The sequence below is a fragment of the Paenibacillus oenotherae genome (genome assembly GCF_019443105.1).
GTDB classification, from domain to species: Bacteria; Bacillota; Bacilli; order Paenibacillales; family Paenibacillaceae; genus Paenibacillus_Z; species Paenibacillus_Z oenotherae.
In genome coordinates this window covers 256,697-275,483 of record NZ_JAHZIJ010000004.1, presented here as the reverse complement: position 1 = coordinate 275,483, position 18,787 = coordinate 256,697, and the positions used below count along the sequence as shown (strand labels likewise).

16 protein-coding genes are annotated in these 18,787 nt (G+C 54.8%); 14 read left to right on the top strand and 2 right to left on the bottom strand.

All coding sequences use genetic code 11. The features are described 5' to 3' along the window. Nucleotides 1-11 precede the first annotated feature (11 nt). The 7 genes from K0T92_RS09040 to K0T92_RS09010 all read left to right on the top strand — a co-directional run bounded on the left by K0T92_RS09040 (nt 12) and on the right by K0T92_RS09010 (nt 6,434). Entirely contained in the window at nt 12-1,142 is a 1,131-nt protein-coding gene (locus K0T92_RS09040; RefSeq protein ID WP_219872114.1) for a D-alanine--D-alanine ligase, read from the top strand. Nucleotides 1,143-1,196: 54 nt separating this feature from the next. Beyond that, nucleotides 1,197-1,514 carry a hypothetical protein gene (locus K0T92_RS09035; protein WP_219872113.1) on the top strand — a complete coding sequence of 106 codons (318 nt, stop codon included), beginning with the start codon at nt 1,197-1,199 and terminating at the stop codon, nt 1,512-1,514. Further along, entirely contained in the window at nt 1,511-2,536 is a 1,026-nt protein-coding gene (gene uvsE, locus K0T92_RS09030) for a UV DNA damage repair endonuclease UvsE (RefSeq protein WP_219872112.1), read from the top strand. The genes K0T92_RS09035 and uvsE overlap by 4 nt, the downstream gene beginning before the upstream one ends. A gap of 89 nt (nt 2,537-2,625) precedes the next feature. Further along, entirely contained in the window at nt 2,626-3,396 is a 771-nt protein-coding gene (gene fabI, locus K0T92_RS09025) for an enoyl-ACP reductase FabI (RefSeq protein WP_219872111.1), read from the top strand. 142 nt (nt 3,397-3,538) lie between these two features. After that, nucleotides 3,539-3,970, top strand: a complete 432-nt coding sequence (locus K0T92_RS09020; protein WP_219872110.1) for a hypothetical protein — start codon at nt 3,539-3,541, stop codon at nt 3,968-3,970. A gap of 690 nt (nt 3,971-4,660) precedes the next feature. Further along, on the top strand, nt 4,661-5,482 hold the full coding sequence (locus tag K0T92_RS09015; protein ID WP_219872109.1) for a sulfite exporter TauE/SafE family protein: 822 nt from the start codon (nt 4,661-4,663) through the stop codon (nt 5,480-5,482). 97 nt (nt 5,483-5,579) lie between these two features. Then, a complete protein-coding gene (locus tag K0T92_RS09010) occupies nt 5,580-6,434 on the top strand; it encodes an inositol monophosphatase family protein (RefSeq protein WP_219872108.1) in 855 nt (284 codons plus the stop codon). Between the two features lie 124 nt (nt 6,435-6,558). On the opposite strand, the gene K0T92_RS09005 is transcribed toward K0T92_RS09010, so the two are convergent. Together K0T92_RS09005 and K0T92_RS09000 are read right to left on the bottom strand one after the other, a co-directional pair. After that, complete coding sequence (locus tag K0T92_RS09005; protein ID WP_219872107.1) at nt 6,559-7,878, bottom strand: glutamate-1-semialdehyde 2,1-aminomutase; 1,320 nt, start codon at nt 7,876-7,878, stop codon at nt 6,559-6,561. A 106-nt stretch (nt 7,879-7,984) separates the two neighbouring features. Continuing rightward, on the bottom strand, nt 7,985-9,046 hold the full coding sequence (locus tag K0T92_RS09000) for an LCP family protein (protein WP_343223673.1): 1,062 nt from the start codon (nt 9,044-9,046) through the stop codon (nt 7,985-7,987). 254 nt (nt 9,047-9,300) lie between these two features. Between K0T92_RS09000 and K0T92_RS08995 the strand changes: the two genes are divergently transcribed. The 7 genes from K0T92_RS08995 to K0T92_RS08965 all read left to right on the top strand — a co-directional run bounded on the left by K0T92_RS08995 (nt 9,301) and on the right by K0T92_RS08965 (nt 18,353). Continuing rightward, on the top strand, nt 9,301-10,371 hold the full coding sequence (locus K0T92_RS08995; protein WP_219872105.1) for an ABC transporter ATP-binding protein: 1,071 nt from the start codon (nt 9,301-9,303) through the stop codon (nt 10,369-10,371). Beyond that, complete coding sequence (locus tag K0T92_RS08990) at nt 10,364-11,158, top strand: ABC transporter permease (RefSeq protein WP_219872104.1); 795 nt, start codon at nt 10,364-10,366, stop codon at nt 11,156-11,158. The genes K0T92_RS08995 and K0T92_RS08990 overlap by 8 nt, the downstream gene beginning before the upstream one ends. Nucleotides 11,159-11,165: 7 nt before the next feature. Further along, on the top strand, nt 11,166-11,957 hold the full coding sequence (locus K0T92_RS08985; protein WP_219872180.1) for an ABC transporter permease: 792 nt from the start codon (nt 11,166-11,168) through the stop codon (nt 11,955-11,957). Nucleotides 11,958-11,989: 32 nt separating this feature from the next. Further along, on the top strand, nt 11,990-12,472 hold the full coding sequence (gene bcp, locus K0T92_RS08980; protein ID WP_219872103.1) for a thioredoxin-dependent thiol peroxidase: 483 nt from the start codon (nt 11,990-11,992) through the stop codon (nt 12,470-12,472). 676 nt (nt 12,473-13,148) lie between these two features. After that, nucleotides 13,149-14,135 carry an AAA family ATPase gene (locus tag K0T92_RS08975; RefSeq protein ID WP_343223672.1) on the top strand — a complete coding sequence of 329 codons (987 nt, stop codon included), beginning with the start codon at nt 13,149-13,151 and terminating at the stop codon, nt 14,133-14,135. Further along, nucleotides 14,132-15,469 carry a DUF58 domain-containing protein gene (locus K0T92_RS08970; RefSeq protein WP_219872101.1) on the top strand — a complete coding sequence of 446 codons (1,338 nt, stop codon included), beginning with the start codon at nt 14,132-14,134 and terminating at the stop codon, nt 15,467-15,469. Before K0T92_RS08975 ends, K0T92_RS08970 begins: the two co-directional genes overlap by 4 nt. After that, a complete protein-coding gene (locus tag K0T92_RS08965) occupies nt 15,447-18,353 on the top strand; it encodes a transglutaminase-like domain-containing protein (RefSeq protein ID WP_219872100.1) in 2,907 nt (968 codons plus the stop codon). The genes K0T92_RS08970 and K0T92_RS08965 overlap by 23 nt, the downstream gene beginning before the upstream one ends. Nucleotides 18,354-18,787 lie beyond the last annotated feature (434 nt).

Below are 18,787 nucleotides of genomic sequence, written 5' to 3'. Positions count from 1 at the left end.
GAGGATTAGCCATGGGTGAGAAAGTTCGCGTTGGACTCGTATACGGGGGACGTTCTGGCGAACATGAAGTTTCGCTGCAAACCGCTCTAGCGGTTATGAAAGCATTCGATTATGACAAATACGAAATTAAACCTTTCTATATTTCCAAATCAGGCGAGTGGCGCTCGGGCAGCATTCTGCTCGCTCCCCCAAGCGAATTAGAATTGTTGAGGCTAGCGGACGGCAATGCACAGTCAGGACTTGAAGCGCTGACGCCGGTCTTTAACGGCTTGTCCGGGGCATTGGTTGAAGGCGGGGCCAGAGCTGTTGACCGCAAGCCGCTCGATGTTGTATTTCCGCTGCTGCACGGCACTTTCGGCGAGGACGGAACGATTCAAGGCATGCTGGAGATGGCTAACATTCCGTATGTCGGGGCGGGTGTTCTCGCTTCGGCGGTTGGCATGGACAAGGTCATGATGAAGAAGGTGTTCGCGCAGGAGGGGCTGCCCCAGTGCGTGTTCCGTTATTTTAACCGGACGCAGTGGGAGAAGGATCCTGCTTTCTTCGTGATGGAGATCGAGGTGGCACTCGGGTATCCATGCTTCATCAAGCCGGCTAACCTTGGCTCAAGCGTAGGCATCTCCAAGGCGCGCAATCGTGAGGAGCTTATAGCGGGCGTGGAATATGCGCTGCGCTTTGACCGCAAAGTCATTGTGGAAGAGTTCGTTGATGCAAGAGAAATAGAAGTGAGCGTTCTCGGGAATGATGAGCCAAGGGCATCCGTTTGCGGAGAGATAGCAACCTCCAGTGAGTTCTATGATTACAAGGCCAAGTATATGGATGGCAAATCGATGATGCACATTCCGGCGGGCATTCCGGCAGAAACTGCGGAGTCGATCCGCGAGATGGCTATTCGCGCTTATTTGGCCATTGATGGCTCTGGATTGTCGCGGGTCGATTTTTTCATGCGCAAATTGGATGGCGCGTTGTTCATCAATGAGGTGAACACGATGCCTGGCTTTACGCCGTACAGCATGTATCCGCTGATGTGGAAGGAAAGCGGTGTATCGTATTCGGAGCTGCTGGATACGCTCATTGAGCTGGCTATCTCCCGCCATGCGGAGAAGCAGCGTATTGAATATGGGGAAGGGAGCCCGGTCTAAGGCGGGCTTTGCTGGACAAGCACTGCAATTATCGTACTATATGGAGGTTAGACGATGGGATTTGAGACAGAATTCAATTCGGTATGCAAGTTCAAATCGGCACAGGAGCTGTACGAGCTGTTGGAATATGGCCGGGGCAAAATGGTCAAAAGCGGTTTTCGCGTCTATCCTACGGGACAGAAGGTTATCGCTTATACGCCGGACAATGAAGCGATTGCTATCGTTCGTATTGTCGCTTCAATCGCCGAGATTAATTTCCAGGGCGAGGAAGTGACGCAGGTGGAGATGGAGCTTGTTCGCAAGCTGAACGAAGAGGAGGCCCGCGTGCAGACAGCGCTGGCGTTCGAGATGTTCTTCGGTGAGAAAGCGTGATTGTCAGATTCGGCTTCGTTGCGATGAGCATGCAGCTTGAGAATGCTTCACCGTCACGCACGATGACCTATGCGAATTTCTCCAAGCTGGAGGATCGCGAAGCGGGCTTGCGCAGACTGGAGTTTCTTGCGGAGGAGAATTTGAAGAATACGCTGCGGCTGCTGCGGCATTGTGTTGCCAATGATATCGCGATGTACCGGTTCTCCTCGAAACTGATACCACTGGTCACCCATGAAGCGCTCCTGGACTGGTCTCCGTGGCCTGCATTGGAGGACGGGTTTGCCAGAATCGGCGAATATGTGAGGGAGAAAGGGCTTCGTGTATCCTTTCATCCTGATCACTTCTGTGTCTTCAGCACGCCTCGGCCCGAGGTGCTGGCCAAGTCCGAGGAGGACATGGACTATCATTGCCGGATGCTGGAGGCGATGGGGCTGGATGAATCGGCCAAGTGCAACATACATATGGGCGGGGCATACGGGGACAAGCCCCTGTCTGCAGAGCGGTTTGTGGCGCAATTCGGGGCGCTGCCGGAGCGGCTCCGCAGGCGGATTACGCTTGAGAACGACGATAAGACCTTCACGGCACGCGAAACGTTGGAAGCTGCGGAGCGGGTTCGGACTCCGATGGTGCTGGATATTCACCATCATGCGGTTAATGATGGCGGAGAGAGCGCTGCTGCGCTGTACGGGGAGCTATGGCCCCGCATTGTGCAGACCTGGGCGCATGAAGCAGCGGCTGAGCCGGGGATGGAGGGGAGCGTCAGTCCGCTCCCGCCTAAGCTGCATGCATCCAGTCCCAAAAGCGAGAAGGATCCGCGCGGCCATGCCGACTATGTGGACGCTGGCCCTCTGATGCGGTTCTTGAGAGAAACGGCGGGCTCGGTGGACAGGCTGGATGTTATGTTGGAAGCGAAGCAGAAGGATGCTGCGGTGTTCAAGCTTATGGACGATATGCGGCAGCTGGAAGCAGCAGGTGAAGGCATACGTGTCATCGATGGCGGAACGATTGAAGTTATCGGATGATCTAGTGCTTGAATTATTGCGGTAAATGGGGTATTTTGGGTAACAGAAATGTATTGATTTTCCCGCAAGGGAGAGGGGGATTTTTAATAATGAACGGATTATTAGCTGGTAAGAATATACTTGTCATGGGTGTTGCGAATGATCGCAGTATCGCATGGGCGATTGCGCAATCGTTGGCTGCACAGGGCGCTCGTCTTGCTTTTACATATGAGAGTGAGCGTGTGGAGGAACGCGTTCGCAAGCTGGCGGACACGATTCCCGGCTCCATCATTCTGCCTTGTAATGTAACGGTGGATGAAGAGATCGATTCCCTGGTGTCTCAGTTGAAGGAGCAGTATGGTGTTCTCCACGGATTGGTGCACAGCATTGCGTTCGCCAAGACGGAGGAGCTCGAAGGCATGTTCGCGGATACGTCCCGTGCAGGCTTTGCATTGGCGCATGATATTAGCGCATACTCGCTTACTGCAGTAGCGCAGCGTGTCTATCCGCTTATGACCGAGGGCGGCAGCATCATGACGATGACCTACCTGGGCGCAGAGCGCGCGCTTCGCAACTATAATGTTATGGGTGTAGCCAAGGCTGCGCTGGAAGCGTCTGTCCGTTATCTGGCCGCAGATCTTGGACAATTCAACGTCCGTGTCAACGCGATCTCTGCAGGCCCGATCCGCACATTGGCTGCCAAGGGTATCAAAGATTTCAACTCCATCCTGCGCCAAGTGGAAGAGAGAGCGCCGCTGCGCAGAACGACGGAAGTTGCCGAAGTTGGAGATACGGCGATGTTCCTCATGAGCCACCTTTCCCGTGGAATTACGGGCGAGATCATCTATGTCGATAACGGCTACAACATCGTAGGCGTGTAGATTATAAGAGCGGAACCCTTGGCCTATATGGCAGGGGAGAGAGGGCCTTCAGCATGCTGAAGGCCCTCTCTCTGGTTGGCTGTGCTGACTGTTTCAGCGCGCCCGCATAGCGGAAGTAGCAGGCGCTCTCGCAGCACGCGCGGTGAGCGAGGGTCGACCGATATGCGAGCGAAACCACGCGCTGGGAATTGCGGGTGGTTTCGACAGCGAGCGTCGGCACCGGGTGCAGCCCGGCGACAGCGCGGAGAATGAAGTGATTCCGCAATGTGTGCTGCTTTCAGCGCACATTGCGGAAGTCGGCGGTTGCCCGGGCGACGTACAGTGCAACCGATCCGTCGTCGAGTGGGCGAGCGATCCGATGAACCGTTCGTCGAATGGTAAGAGGAAGAGTGTACGGGGGAACGGTTCGAGGAGCAGTCTGGGGAAACGGTTCGAGGAGCAGTTTGGGGAAACGGTTCGTGTAACAGTCCGGCAAATGATATGGTACGAGGAACGGTTTGAGGAATGGTCCAAGGAATGGTCCAAGGAACGGTTTGAGGAACGGTCCGAGGAACCGTTCAGGGGACGTTCATGAATAGTTCGTCGAATTGCCCAGAAAGCCTGCTAGAGAGCAGGCTTTCTCGCTGGAATCTCCCCATCTGGAAGAAAAGCCTGCTTAGACGCAGGTAATTCGGCCTTTGCGCTCTAAATGTAAGATTTAGTCGATAAATAGATGCGCTTTCGCAGGAATATTCAAGATTAGGCACACTTACGAGATGAAAGGATGCACATTTGCAGGTATGTTGGGATGCGAACGTGCGGACGTGCCGACATGCAGAGAAGCAGACGTGCCGACATGCAGAGAAGCAGACGTGCCGACATGCAGAGAAGCAGACGTGCAGACATGCAAACGTGCCGATGTGCAAACATGCCGACATGCCGACATTCCGACGTGCAGACGTGCAGACTCTGCAGGCATGTAAACCATACATACACCCAACATACAGGACATGCTGGCGCAATGAGGATTAACGGGATAAGAAGGCAATTCTGTTTTGCAGCAGCTGTTTCAAACGATCATAATGAGGAAAGTGGCAATGGGGCGGCGAATTGGAGTAAGATAGAATATGGAAACGGCTTATTGCGGGGCTGGGGCAGCGGATTAATGCGGCGCTTGCGCTTGACGGTAGAATAAAGCTCATAAAAGGCCATCCTATTAAATATTAATGATTCTAAGCATTCCCGCATTGGTTCGGCAATTCTGACAGGAAGTAGGGTAATTGTAATGCTGGAGGTGCTGTTTCTTCTCCTGCTGGGGCTGGTAGCTGCTGTGTTCGGAAGCATAGTCGGTCTTGGCGGCGGTATCATTATCGTGCCCGCACTCGTCCTGCTGGGCCCGCAGCTGGTAGGATCGGAGATCGATCATGCTACGGCTGTCGGCATCTCGCTGACGGTGCTCATTGTAACGGCGCTCTCCTCCACGCTGGCCTATGCCAAGAGCAAACGGGTGGACTTCCGCAGCGGTTGGCTGCTGTTTATCACAAGCGGTCCTGCTGCGATGATCGGATCATTGCTGACGAGCCAATTCAAGAACGGCATGTTCCAGTTGTCCTTCGGCATTTTCATCCTGCTTATGGCAGGGCTGCTTGTTGCACGCGATTATATGAAGCCGATACAAAAGCAGTGGCCCATTATAAGAACCTATACGGATGCGGAGGGAAATGTCCATACGTATAGCTACGGTCTGCTCCCCGCTCTATTGGTAGGCCTGTGTGTAGGGTTGGTATCGGGCATGTTCGGCATTGGCGGCGGTTCGTTATTCGTACCGGTAATGGTCTTGCTGTTCCGTTATCCGCCTCATGTTGCGACTGCGACGTCCATGTTTGTTATTTTCTTATCCTCGATTCTCGGCAGTGGTGTCCACACTTGGCTTGGGGAGACAGATCTATGGCTCGTGCTTGCGCTGCTTCCCGGCGCTTGGGCTGGCGGAAGAATCGGGGCGTTCATTGCCGGCAGAATGACAGGCAGAGGGCTGCTGTGGCTGCTGCGCGTATCGTTTGTGCTGCTCGGAATTGAACTTATCGTGGAGGGAATCGTACAAAGTTGAGGCATGGCCATTCGACATTCGGGCGAAACTTTGACGGATTGCTGACGTATAGTAGTAAGGCAGCGATCGAACTCATAGGAAAGTAGTGTGATAGACGGTGAGTGACCAGAATGATATCCCGACAATCGGGGGCAAAAGCTTTACCGCCGTCGCCATTAATTGTGCGGCTAAAGCGGGAGAATGGATCAAAACAAAGCTTGGAAATCATACAAGCCTAACTGTAAAATATTCTGCCCAAGACCTTTGCACAGAAGTAGACAAAGGCTCGGAAATGATGATAAAAAACTTGGTGCTGACGCATTTTCCGCATCACTCGTTTCTCGGTGAAGAAGGAGTTGAGCCAGGGCCTGAAGCGTCCCAGCGGGCGCTGGACAACGTGCGGGATGCCGAATATCTTTGGATCGTCGATCCAATAGATGGTACGACCAATTTCGTTCACGGCTTTCCTTTCTTCTCCGTGTCCATAGCGTTAGCCCATCGGGGCGAGATTATCGTCGGGGTCGTGTATGATCCCATCCGTGATGAATTATTCGTTGCGGAGAAGGGCAAAGGGGCTTATGTGCACGGCAAGCGGATGCAGGTCTCGCAAGAGACGACGCTGAATGAGAGTCTGTTGGCCACCGGATTCCCGGCAGATCAGCAGTTCGCTCTGCCGCTTAATATGAAGGGGCTTCAGGCGCTCGTTCCGCAAGTGCGCAATATTCGTTCAGGAGGCTCAGCAGCGCTTCATATGGCATATGTGGCTGCCGGACGTCTGAGCGGTTTCTGGGAGATCGGCTTGAACTCGTGGGATTTGGCTGCCGGCTCTCTGCTGGTGGCAGAATCAGGCGGCCGGGTAACGGATATCAAGGGCAGACCATACGACCTTGGCGTTCGCCATGTCGTCGCCTCCAACGGTCATATTCATGGACAGTTTCTGGATGAACTGGAGAAGGCGGATGCAATCGGTTAATACGGTTGGTTGCACAAGTTAAGGATGTACAAAATAAAAGCATGCTCCTATGTCATTTTGACCTTGGGAACATGCTTTTTCTTTTTCCTCGAGAGCAGATGGCAATGCAATTATTTCGGGGCCTTTACTTCCCAGCCATTACTTTTAAAGCCTGATCCGCGGCCTGAATCGTTGCTGCAATATCCTCTTCCGTATGCGCGGTGGTCAGGAACCACGCTTCGTACTTGGAAGGGGCGAGGCAGATGCCCTGATCCAGCATAAGCCGGAAAAACTGGGCGAACAGCTCGCCGTCGGTATCCTGTGCTTCATCATAATTCGTTACAGGATGCGAGCAAAAGTGAGCTGAGAACGAGCCGCGTATCCGGTTAATCTCTAGCGGTATGCCATAGCTGAGAGAAGATTGCTTCAGTGCATCGGCAAGCTGAACGGCGAGCGCATCCATCCGCTCATAGACGCCGGGTGCTTGCAGCACCTCCAGGCAGGCGATGCCTGCCGAGATCGAGGCGGGATTGCCCGCCATCGTGCCCGCCTGATAAGCAGGGCCAAGCGGAGCAACCTGCTCCATCACTTCCTTGCGGCCGCCGTAAGCGCCAATGGGAAGGCCGCCGCCGATGATTTTGCCCAGTGCTGTAAGATCAGGCTCAATGGCCGCTTTATCGGGAAAGACGTCATAGGTATGGGCGCTGCCGTAATGGAACCGGAATGCGCTGATGACCTCGTCGTAGATGACTAGCGCTCCCGCTTCCCGCGTCATGCGGCAGAGCTCCTCAAGAAAGCCCGGCTTTGGCATCACCATGCCGAAATTGCCGACGATCGGCTCCACCATGACAGCGGCTACCTCATCGCCCCAGCGCTGAAGTGCTTGCGCCAGGCCGCCCAGATCATTGAACGGGACGGTAATGACCTCGCCTGCAATGCTGGCAGGCACACCTGCGCTGTCAGGAATGCCGAGCGTTGATGGACCTGAGCCTGCCGCAACAAGGACAAGGTCGGAATGGCCGTGATAGCAGCCGGCAAATTTGATGATTTTGCTGCGCTTCGTGTAGGCGCGCGCGACGCGAATCGTTGTCATGACGGCCTCTGTGCCTGAATTGACGAAGCGCACTTTATCCAGGGACGGGATCGCGGATTTCAGCATGCGGGCAAGCTCAATCTCAAGCTCTGTCGGCGTGCCGTACAGCGTGCCGTTCTCGGCTGCCCGCGTAATTGCCGCCGTAATATGCGGGTGGGCGTGTCCTGTAATGACAGGGCCATAAGCGCACAGATAGTCGATATACCGATTATCATCGACATCCCAGAAGTGCGCGCCCTGTGCGCGCTTCATGAATACCGGCGCGCCGCCGCCGACAGCCTTGAAGGAGCGGGATGGACTGTTGACGCCGCCAACGATATGCTGGAGCGCCTCGGCATATAATTGTTCTGACCGTGGACGAGAGATGGACATAGGGAAGCCTCCTTTGATATTGAGCTGCTTCAGACAAGACAAAGAGAGGGGGATTGTACCGGAACGGTTACGAATCCTCCCTCTTTCCTGTTATGCTGGCACGCAGCTAACGCTTATCCGTACTGCTGCTTGCACTGGAATCCGTATCGGTTGCGCCGCTGCCCTCAGCCGGAGCGGTCACGGTCGTGTCATTCGCCAATACTTCCTGTACATATTCCAGCAGCTTGGCGTCATCTCTGACTGCAAGGACAGATGCGCCGCCAACATTCCTGTCGCCGATCAATTCCATCGGCGGCACTTGGGCTGAGCCCGCCATATGGCTGCCCATGCCAAGCTGGGCAAGCTTGAGAATATCCAGCGATTGCAGATTAGACTCCATGTATGGCTGGATGCTATCCAGAATAGACTTCATATTGATCAAGCTCCAAGTTGATTTGAGCTCTGCTGCAACAGCAGCAAGGAAGTTCCGCTGCCGCTCAGTCCGAGTGAAGTCGCTCATTGCATCATGCCGGAATCGCACATACATGAGCGCTTTCTCCCCATCAAGCATCTGTCTGCCCTTCTTCAGATGAATATCGTACCGGTTGCCGTCTGCATTATCGACATAGTTCATGTTCTTCTCAACATCAAATTCAATGCCGCCAATGGCATCCACCAGCGACTTGAATCCTTCGAAGTCGGTATACACATAATATTGAATATCCAGTCCCAGCATATTCCCGATGGTCTTCATCGCCAAATTCGGTCCGCCCAGCGCCAGCGCGGTATTAATGCGGCCTTCGCCATGCCCCTCTATAGGGACGAAGGTGTCGCGCAGCACGGAGAACAGATGGATTTTTTTGGTGACGGGATCAATGGATGCGACGAGCATGGAATCTGAACGGGCAGATTCATTCTTCTCCAGGCCGCGGTTGTCACCGCCCATCAGCAGAATGTTGACACGTTCCGAGCCTTCCCACTCCGGCGGCTTCTCGGATTCTTTATCCTCGAATTGTCCGAACAGGGAATCCTCCTTAGGCTTGCTGAGACCCTCTGTAAAATTATAAATATTATACATATAATAACCGGCAATACATGCTATTACGACTGCTAGTCCAAGCAGCGCCCATAACCAGGGCCGTTTGCGTTTCTTAGCGCCGTCTTTCGTGCGTTGTCTAGAGCGAGCCACTTCTGTTCCTCCCATTCTGCAAGCTGTTCCATCCAGTGTTATAATGGTCTACAATGACTTTGGCAGTGTTTAATATAGCGCCTGCATCCGACAAGATTAAGGCCTTCATTTACGCTATCTTAAATCTATTGTAGTATTACATATCATAAAATTATAAAATGTAACGTCGTATAGAAGCAAGTTTTATCTATTGGAATCGATAGAGGATGATATTTCCCAGGAAATGTCGAGCGAAAGGGGCAAGGGATGCCATTATGTTAGCAATTGATGTTCAAGATCTACGCAAGCAGTTCAATGTTCAGAAGAACCGTGAAGGTCTCTCTGGAGCGCTAAAGGACTTATTCAAGCGGGAATACAATCAAATAACGGCTGTAAAGGATATTTCCTTCCAAATTCCACAGGGAGAAATTTGCGGATACATAGGGGAGAATGGTGCAGGGAAATCGACAACGATCAAGATGCTGACCGGTATTCTTGTTCCTACATCAGGGCATATCAAGGTCAACGGGTTCGTCCCCTTCAAGGAACGCGAGAAGTTTGTGAAAGGGATCGGCGTCGTCTTCGGACAACGAAGCCAGCTATGGTGGGACATCGGTGTTATCGAATCGTTCCAGCTGCTGCGCAAGGTGTACCGGGTACCGGAAGACGAATTCCGCAAAAGGCTGGATGAGCTGGTGGAGCGCCTGCAACTGGGCGAGCTGTTGAACCGTCCGGTGCGCAAGCTCAGTCTTGGACAGCGGATGAGATGCGAGCTTGTTGCGTCCCTGCTGCATAATCCATCGATTCTGTTTCTGGATGAGCCGACAATCGGCCTCGATATTGTAGTGAAGACGGAGATTCGGGATTTCTTGATGAAAATCAATCGTGAGCACGGGACGACTATTCTGCTCACGACACATGATCTGCAGGACATTGAGGCGCTATGCTCGCGAGTTATTATGCTGGATGACGGCCGCATCATCTATGACGGGGGACTGGATGAGCTCAAGTCCCGCTGGAGCAAGGGGCGGGAGATTCATTTCCAATTCGCGGAGCATCCGCAGCTGGATAATCTGAGAGTGCTGACTGACGGGCTTGGTGTGTCGTGGTCGCAGGATAATGAACTGACGGCGACGATGTTTCTGCCCCATGCGGTCAATGTGTCTGATGCGCTGGCACGAGTAGTGGGCGGCGGAGCGGGTATTCGCGATATTAAGATCGTTGAGACGAATACCGATGAGATCGTGCGGGAGATTTATCAGTCCGGATCGGCATCTTCGGAAGCGACGAAGAAATTAGGCAATGTCGTGGCACTGGACAAGGAGGCGCACCAAGGCAATGAATAGCGCTTACCTGGATCTTATCCGCATACGTTTCCTAATGATGCTGGCATATCGGGTTAATTATTACAGCGGCATAATTATTTATGCCATCAATATTGGGGCCTACTATTTTCTGTGGGAGGCCATATTCGGCGAGCAGACGGTCATGGGCGGATTTACATTGGCTCAGATGACGACCTATGTTGCCGTCTCCTGGATGGCGCGCGCATTTTACTTCAATAATCTGGACCGCGAGATTGCCAGCGAAATTCGTGACGGCAGCGTGGCGATTCAATTTATTAGGCCGTATTCCTACTTGCTGGTGAAGATGATGCAGGGCTTCGGGGAAGGCATCTTCCGTCTCCTGCTGTTCATGGTTCCAGGTCTTATCATTGTCTGCCTGCTGTTCCCCGTTACGCTGCCGACGGAGCCGGGCGTGTGGGTATTGTATTTTGTCATGCTGGTGTTCAGCTTTCTGATTAATTCGCAGATCAACATTCTGACGGGGCTGTTCGCATTCTTTGTTGAGAACAATGAGGGCATGCTGCGAATGAAGCGCGTACTGGTCGATCTGTTCTCGGGGGTTGTCGTGCCGATCTCCTTCTTCCCGGGATGGCTTGCTGTGACGATGAAATGGCTGCCGTTCCAGGCGATCACTTATTTGCCAAGCTCGGTCTTCACGGGACGGACAGCGGGCGATGAGGCGCTGCGTGTGCTGGGAGTACAGGTCATCTGGTTCCTCGTGCTCATCATCCCGATTCTATTGGTATGGCGGCAGGCAAGATACCGGCTGTTCGTGCAGGGGGGCTAAACGTATGATGTTCTATTGGTCGTTATGTGTGGAATATATGAAAAATTATGCGAAAACACGGCTTACCTACCGTGCGGATTTCTGGATCGAGGTGCTCTCGGATATTCTGTTCCAGGGGCTGAACCTGATCTTCATACTGATTGTCTTCCAGCATACACCGTCGCTCGGCGGCTGGTCGGAGGCGGAGGTGGTGTTCGTTTACGGATTTTTTATGATCCCTTATGGGGTGTTCGGGACGTTCTTCAACCTGTGGAGCTTCAGTGAGCGATATATTGTGAAAGGCGAGATGGACCGGATTTTGACGCGGCCCGCCTACAACCTGTACCAGATCGTTCTGGAAAATATCGATCCGCCGTCTATCTTCGGCTCGATATTCGGTGCTGTAATTATGATTATAAGCTGGTCGCAGCTGGGACTTCCTTTTGAAGCGCTGGATGCGCTCATGCTGGTGGTGTTTACGGTTGGAGCGGTGATGATCTACGCGGGGCTGTATACGGCATTAACAGCCATATCATTCTATTCCGACGCACCTACGGGCATCCTGCCGCTGATGTGGAATATTCAGAACTATGGCCGTTATCCCATCAATATTTATAATAAAACGATCCGGTTTCTGCTGACCTGGCTGCTTCCATTCGCTTTCGTCGGCGTCATTCCTGCCTCCTATTTTCTTGACCGTCATGAGGAAGGGCTGACGACACTTGCCTTGTTTACGCCAGTTGTGGGGATTGTCGTCCTTGTCATCGGAATCACCATCTGGAATCACGGGGTCAAACGATATCGCGGAGCAGGCTCTTAGAGCCGCAAGCAGGAGAAGGAGAGATTGGAACAGTGGCTACAATAAAAGCAAAAGCGTTCGTCGGGCGAAAAGCGCCGGATTTTACGCTGCCCTCGTTAGGCGGACGGGAAATCAAGCTCAGTGACTATATTGGACAGAAGGTTGTGCTGTTCTTCTATCCGAAGGATTTGACGCCGGCCTGTACGCAGGAATCATGCGATTTCCGTGATGCGTATGCTGCGTTTGGAGATTGCGGCACGGTCGTTCTGGGAATCAGCAACGATCCGGTGGCTACGCATGAGCGCTTCGCTGCCAAATACGAGCTTCCCTATGAGCTGCTTGCAGATACGGAGCATAAAGTATGCGAGCTGTATGGCGTGTGGCAGCTGAAGAAGCTGTACGGGCGTGAATATATGGGACTGGTTCGTTCCACCTTCCTAATTAACGCGAAGGGAAAGCTGGTCCAGGAATGGCGGAATGTGAGAGTTAAGAATCACGTAGACACGGTGCTGGAAGCAGCTCGCGCAGTCAAATAGCAGTGCAAGTCTGGCATGCGGAATATAGCAGTGCAGTAGGCTTGCGCAGTCAAATAGCAATGCCAGCAGGCCTTGCGCAATCGAATAGCAATGCCACAGTAGGCTTGCGCAGTCAAATAGCAATGTCAGCAGGCTTGCGCAATCGAATAGCAATGCCAGCAGGCTTGCGCAATCGAATAGCATGCCAATAGATCGCCTTTCTCTTGCGAATTGCAAGCAGGAGGGCGGTCTTTTTCTGTCTATTTCTTTATGCCACTGGGCACTGAGGGAGGAAGGATGCAAAAGTGCAGGGATTTTTGTTTGAAAGCAGCGTTAGATTGGGAATGCCTGCGATTACGCAGGAATTGCGAGCGGATTTAGTCGATTTCGGTGAAGTATGGTAAAGTTCCTGCTCTCTCGCAGGCATTCTGTCATTAGCAGCCCGAAGTGAGAGAAAAACTGTATTATCGCAGGAATGTGCTCAAATTCTTTCTTCCCTGGCAGGTGTAAACAGGCGGTACTCTGGCGAAACTGTTAATAGAGAAAATGCTATATAAGAAGAACGATAGAAAGAACAACTAGAGCGGAGCAAGAGGAATGATGCTAGAGCAGAAACGAGATTGGCAGAGAAAGGACAGGATGTCCCATGATTCCTAAACAATCTGCAGAAGCCGGGCAAACAGGAGTGTTTCCGGCAGTGTCTGACCAAGATAGCTGGCCGGAGGCATCCAGTCAGCTGCTGAAGCTGATGATGGCTAAGGTGAATAGTGTGTTCATCGGCAAAAGCGATGTTGTGACCCGTATGTTCGTGGCGCTGCTTGCAGGCGGCCATGTGCTGCTGGAGGATGTTCCCGGAGTCGGCAAGACGCTGCTTGTCCGGGCTATTGCCCGTGTCATGGGCGGCGAGTTCCGGCGTATCCAGTTCACCTCGGATATGCTGCCGGCTGATGTCGTAGGAGGGCTGGTCTGGGACGGAAAGCGGGGAGAGCTGGTCTTTCGCCAGGGGCCGCTGATGGCTAATGTTGTGCTCGCGGATGAAATCAACCGCACACCGCCGCGCACGCAATCGGCGCTGCTTGAAGCGATGGGGGAGCGAAGCGTGACGGCGGATGGCGAGACGATGCAGCTTCCGCAGCCCTTCATGCTGCTGGCGACCCAGAATCCGCTCAGTGACGATGGAACCTATCCGCTTCCGGAGGCGCAGCTGGATCGTTTTATGATGCGGTTGTCCGTCGGTTATCCGTCGGTTGAAGATGAAATATCGATGCTGGAGAACGGAGCGCAGCGGCTGCAGCCAGAGCAGCTGCGCCCGGTCGTCATTCCGGAGGAATGGCTGAGAATGCAGCGCGATGCCCAGTCTGTGCATGTGCATACATCGCTTCTTGGCTATGCGGTTCGTATAGCAGGCGCAACGCGCTCGGCTCCCGAGCTGCTGCTTGGTGCGAGTCCGCGTGCCACTCGCGATTGGGTATGTGCCGCGCAGGCTGCTGCTTATGTGGCGGGGCGGCGGTTCGTAGTGCCGGACGATCTCAAGGAAACGGCGCAATCCGTTCTGGCGCATCGGCTAATGATGAAGGACGAAGCGGCTGCAGCCGGGCTGCAGGCGACGGAGCTGCTCGACCGAATGATTGCGGCGGAGCCGATTCCAGCGCCAGCAGGTGACAGCAGCCGGAGGAGGCGATGAGCGGCCCGAAAGGGGGAGTCCCGCCTGGCAAAGCGCGTTCGCGGCATGTGGGAAGCCGCCATTGGGGACAAATGGTGTTAATGCTCCTGCTGATTGCCAGTGGAGCGGCGCTTTGGTCACGGGGACATGCTGTGGAATGGCTGCTGTTTGGGGTTATGGCTGTTCTGGCGCTGGGCTGCCTGCTCGCGCCTTGCATAATGATCGGCCGGATTGAAGCGGCGAGATTCCTTGAAACGGCCAAGGTGCTGGCAGATGGGGATGAGCTGCGAATCCGGCTCGTTATCTCATCATCGGGACCACTTCCCTTTATGTGGCTGGCTGTCAGCGATGAGATCGTGAATGTTACGTCAGAAGCCGGCCCATCTCTGCTTTACAGGAGAGTGCTGCTGCCCTGGTTCAGACAGAAGCAGACCGTTGCGTATACAGTCAAAGGAGTTCAGCGGGGCGAGCTGTCCTTTGAACCTGTGCGGATTATGGTTGGTGATTTGCTGGGAATGACCGTTCGAACCTTTCGTATCGAGTGTCCGGCAAGCAGGCTGGTCATGCCGAGGCCGCCGGAGGCTGCCTTAGGAAAATGGCTGCCTGGCATCCATTCGGCCAAGGCTGCCTTGGCCGCTGAGAACGGAGCGCCGCTATCATCAGCTGCCAGGGCAGCGGGGCTCTCCGGAGGAGGATTGGATATGCGGGCATATGTGCCCGGAGATCCTCTAAGGCGGGTGAATTGGAGAGCGGTGGCAAGAGGACTTGGCATGCAGACAAGAGTGAGCGAATCAGACGCGCCATGCGATACGATCATTATGCTGGATGCGTCGGGCGCCATGTTCGGGGGAGATCCAAGAATGTTCGATGCATGCGTCGGCCGGGCTGCTCTGGCACTGCGCACCGTATTCGATTCAGGAAGAGGCGTCAAGCTGATGTGCAGCAGCAAAGAGGAGCTGCGGCTGCACATCGAAGCGGGTGACCGGGACGCTCTGCGTGAAGCAGAGCAGCGGTTGGCCCGTCTTCGCGCAGATGGGGAGCGGCCGCTTGCCGAATGGCTGGTGGCAGTGATAAGCCGAATTCCTAAGGCTGCAAAGGTTGTTTGCATAACTGGGGGAGCCATCGCCCATAGCGGTGAGGGCAAGGACATGATGGAACGAACGGCGAAATTCGCTGCGGTGCGGGGTGGAAGGGCGCATTTCTGGCTCGCAGGAGAAGCTCCAGGTCCGAGCGGCGGGCAGCAGCAGGGGAAGTGGTTCGGCGGGTATGTAGCCTATTTGCCCCTTCATGCCGCTTACCGGAATCAGCCGGTTATAGAAGGAGGGGACTGCGATGCTTGCGCGACAACCGGATAGTGGTTATGGAGAGACAGCAGCTGTCGGGAAGACAGCTGCTGTCGTTAAAGCGCAGCTGCAGACCGTTAAGGAGGGGCAGTTTTTCAGCATGGCGGCTCCCCGGCTTGTGACGAGCCTGCTGCTGCTTGGCCTGATTACAGAATGGGTGCTGCCTCTCGCGCAATTGGAAGCCTACACGCAGCTGTACCGGATTGGTCCGGTCATAGCAGCTGTTGCGGGGTTTCTTGCGGTAGGGCTTTTTGTGCTGCCGCTGCTGGTGTCCCTGCTGTTGAACAGCGCCGTGTGCTTGGGTGCTGTTCTCTTTTTGTACGGGGAGCAGGCGTCAGGAGCAGGGGCACCATTATTCCAGATTGCCGAAGCTGTTTGGCAGGATATGTTGGGGGTTGCAGGCGGGGACTTGCTGTTTAGCGGAGAGACAAGAACGCTGCTGATGTTTGCTGGTGTTGGCATGATGGTAACGGCGGTGCAGTCATTAGTCTGGCTGCGTCAATGGGGCCTTGGGTTGACTGCAATAACAGCTATTTATTTGCTGGTGCTGCATGCCTTTCTCGGATTGGATGTTATGTCCGGCCTGGTTCGGGCGATCGCGGAAGGACTGCTGCTGAGCGTGCTTCTGACCGTTCCGCGAATTGAGCGGCTGTTGGGCGGCTATGATGGGGCGGGAGCAAGCGGGGGAGCGGGGTCAAGGGCAGAAAAAACGGGCATAGGGGCAGCGGCGGGGGACGGAACAGGCACAGGATCAGAGGCGTTAGCAGGGACAGGAACGTTGGCAGGATCAGCAGCGGGCGGCGGTTCTTGGAATTCGTTTGCGGGCTGGTCCTTCCGATGGTGGAGCGGGGCTGTTTGGCTGGTGGTGCTGGTTGTGGCGGTGGGAGCTGGGGCGGCATGGGGCAAGCCGGAGTCTTCGGGACCGCCTCCATGGGCCGTGGAAACGGTGAATTGGAGCAAGAAGCATCTCTCGTCGAAAGGCATAACAACGGCGAATCATGACGCCTTGCAGGCTGCTGCGGATGATGCTGGCCGATCAAGCGTGATGGGGCAAGTGGGGTATGGTCTGGATGATCGTGCGCCGGGCGCTGCGATTGCGAGCAATGAAACGGTATTGTTTCGCGTGCAATCACCTGAACCGATGTACTGGCGAGGGGACAGTAAAGGTTATTACGATGGCAGGGGCTGGACGCAGCGGACACATGATATCCAGCTGAGAACCGTGGTGCCGTTTGCAACCAACGCAGAGAAGAATGTGGGAGCGGCGCAAGCTTCCGGTGATGTGGCGCAATCACGTTCACGGCTGCTGAGGCACACGATAACGATGGCTTCCCCGATGCCGCAAGGATGGCCCCTGTTTACTTCCGGTGCTGTTGCGGCAGTTGTCGGGGAGCAAACTAATGCTGTTTCAGGCAAAACGGGCTATTACCGCGTTGATCTGCATACAGGGGCGTTATTTCCGGCTGTTGAGGACGGAATACCCCGAACGTATACAATCGAGACGAAAATACCGGAGATTGCGGCAGCTTTTTGGCAGGGCAGGGGAGAGATAGAGGCTGATCCTTCTGCAATAAGGGACGAGTACACCCAGCTTCCGGCTTCGCTGCCTGAACGAATTGGCAGATTAGCGGAACAGGTCGCGGATGAGGGGGATGGCAGCCGGTACGGGACGGTAAAAGCGATCGAGTCTTACTTGCGCCGCAATTATTCCTATACGCTGTCGGAAACCGAGGTTCCGCCTGAGGGAGCGGATTTTGTCGATCACTTCTTGTTCCAGCAGCGCAAAGGGTACTGTGTGCATTTCGCCACTGCGATGACAATTATGCTCAGAACACAAGGTATCCCGGCTCGGTATGTGAAGGGGTTTGCCACTGGGGAAAGGGACAATGCATCTGGGGAAGCCTCTCCGATGGTGACGGCAGGCGATGTAGCTGCAGAGAGCAAAAATGTGGTCGAAACAGTTCATCTCGAAGCTGCTAACAGGGTGATAGGGGATAGCAGCAGAGCGGGCGGGACAGAATGGCGAAGCGGTGTTGGAGCAGATGGTGGCGGCAGGGCTGAGTTGGTGGGCCAGTACGGGGAGGAAAAGCAGGACGGGAATCAGGACCAGTATGGGAATCAGCATTCTTTGGAGCAAAAGCAGTACACGGTGCGCGCAAGCGATGCGCATGCGTGGGTTGAGGTTTTCTTCCCGGGTGTCGGCTGGCTGCCGTTCGAGCCGACACCGGGGTTTGTGGCGCCGACGGGCCTTGACGGCGCCGTCACCAGCGAAGCAGCAGCGGGCGAATTGGCCGATGCTGCTTCGCAAGGACCTGATGCGGCGGCACCCGGCAACGCCGCCGCGTCAGGCCATGCTGCGCGCGCCCAAGGGCTTGCAGGGCGCGCAGCAGAGCTGCAGGCGGCCGCGATACGGGCCGCCGAAGCCGCAGCGCGAGGGGCGCATGCCCTCGCTCAAGCGGTCCTCGGCGCAGCGGCGGCCAGGCCTTGGGCCGTGGCCGCGCTAGCCGCAGGCGCCATAGCCGCCGCAGGGCTGACAGCGGCGGCATGGCGCAGACGCGAACGCATAGCGTTCGCCTACGCGCTGCGCCGATACGGCAGCGCGCTCCAAGCGGGCCGGCGCACAGCGGCCCGCAGTCAATTGCTACAGCTCGCGGATGTCTGCTGGCGCGAGCTGTACAGACGATGCGGTGCGAGATTATCGCACAGCACCGCACGTGAATATGCGGCGGCATTGTCGCTGCCGCCGCAGTTGTCCCAGCTTGTGGGAGAATTCATTTGCTGGGAGGAGCAGGCGCGTTATAGTTTGGAGTGGGTGCAGTTGCCTAAAGAAGAGGAAGTTAAGAGGCTACTGACAGCTATTAAACAAGAGCCGATAAGCGGGCCTAAGCGATTATAGCTTGGACATTTTTGTTGAAGTTAAAGATACAGTCGATTTTGCAGTCGATGTTGAAATTGAAAGTTGAATATGGCGAGGGTGAGGATGCGCTGCGGGGCAGATAAGTGCTTCCCGCAAAACGACTAACCAGGGGGGGAGCCTCTTTTGCCCATTATCCCCATTGCTCAGATTCGTGATTGGCAAGCTTCTCATGGCTCCAACTAAGCGCCAATCGTAGATCGTTTCCTGTCGTAAAGCAAGTTATTGTGAAAATGAGAAACTCCTGCCCATCAACATGTAATAAGTCTAAACTGAGCGAAGGGGATAGTGGCCCAAAGGCCAGGCAACCCCGCCCAGCTCCAATAAACTGAGCGAAGGGGATAGTGGCCCAAAGGCCAGGCAACCCCGCCCAACTCCAATAAACTGAGCGAAGGGGATAGTGGCCCAAAGGCCAG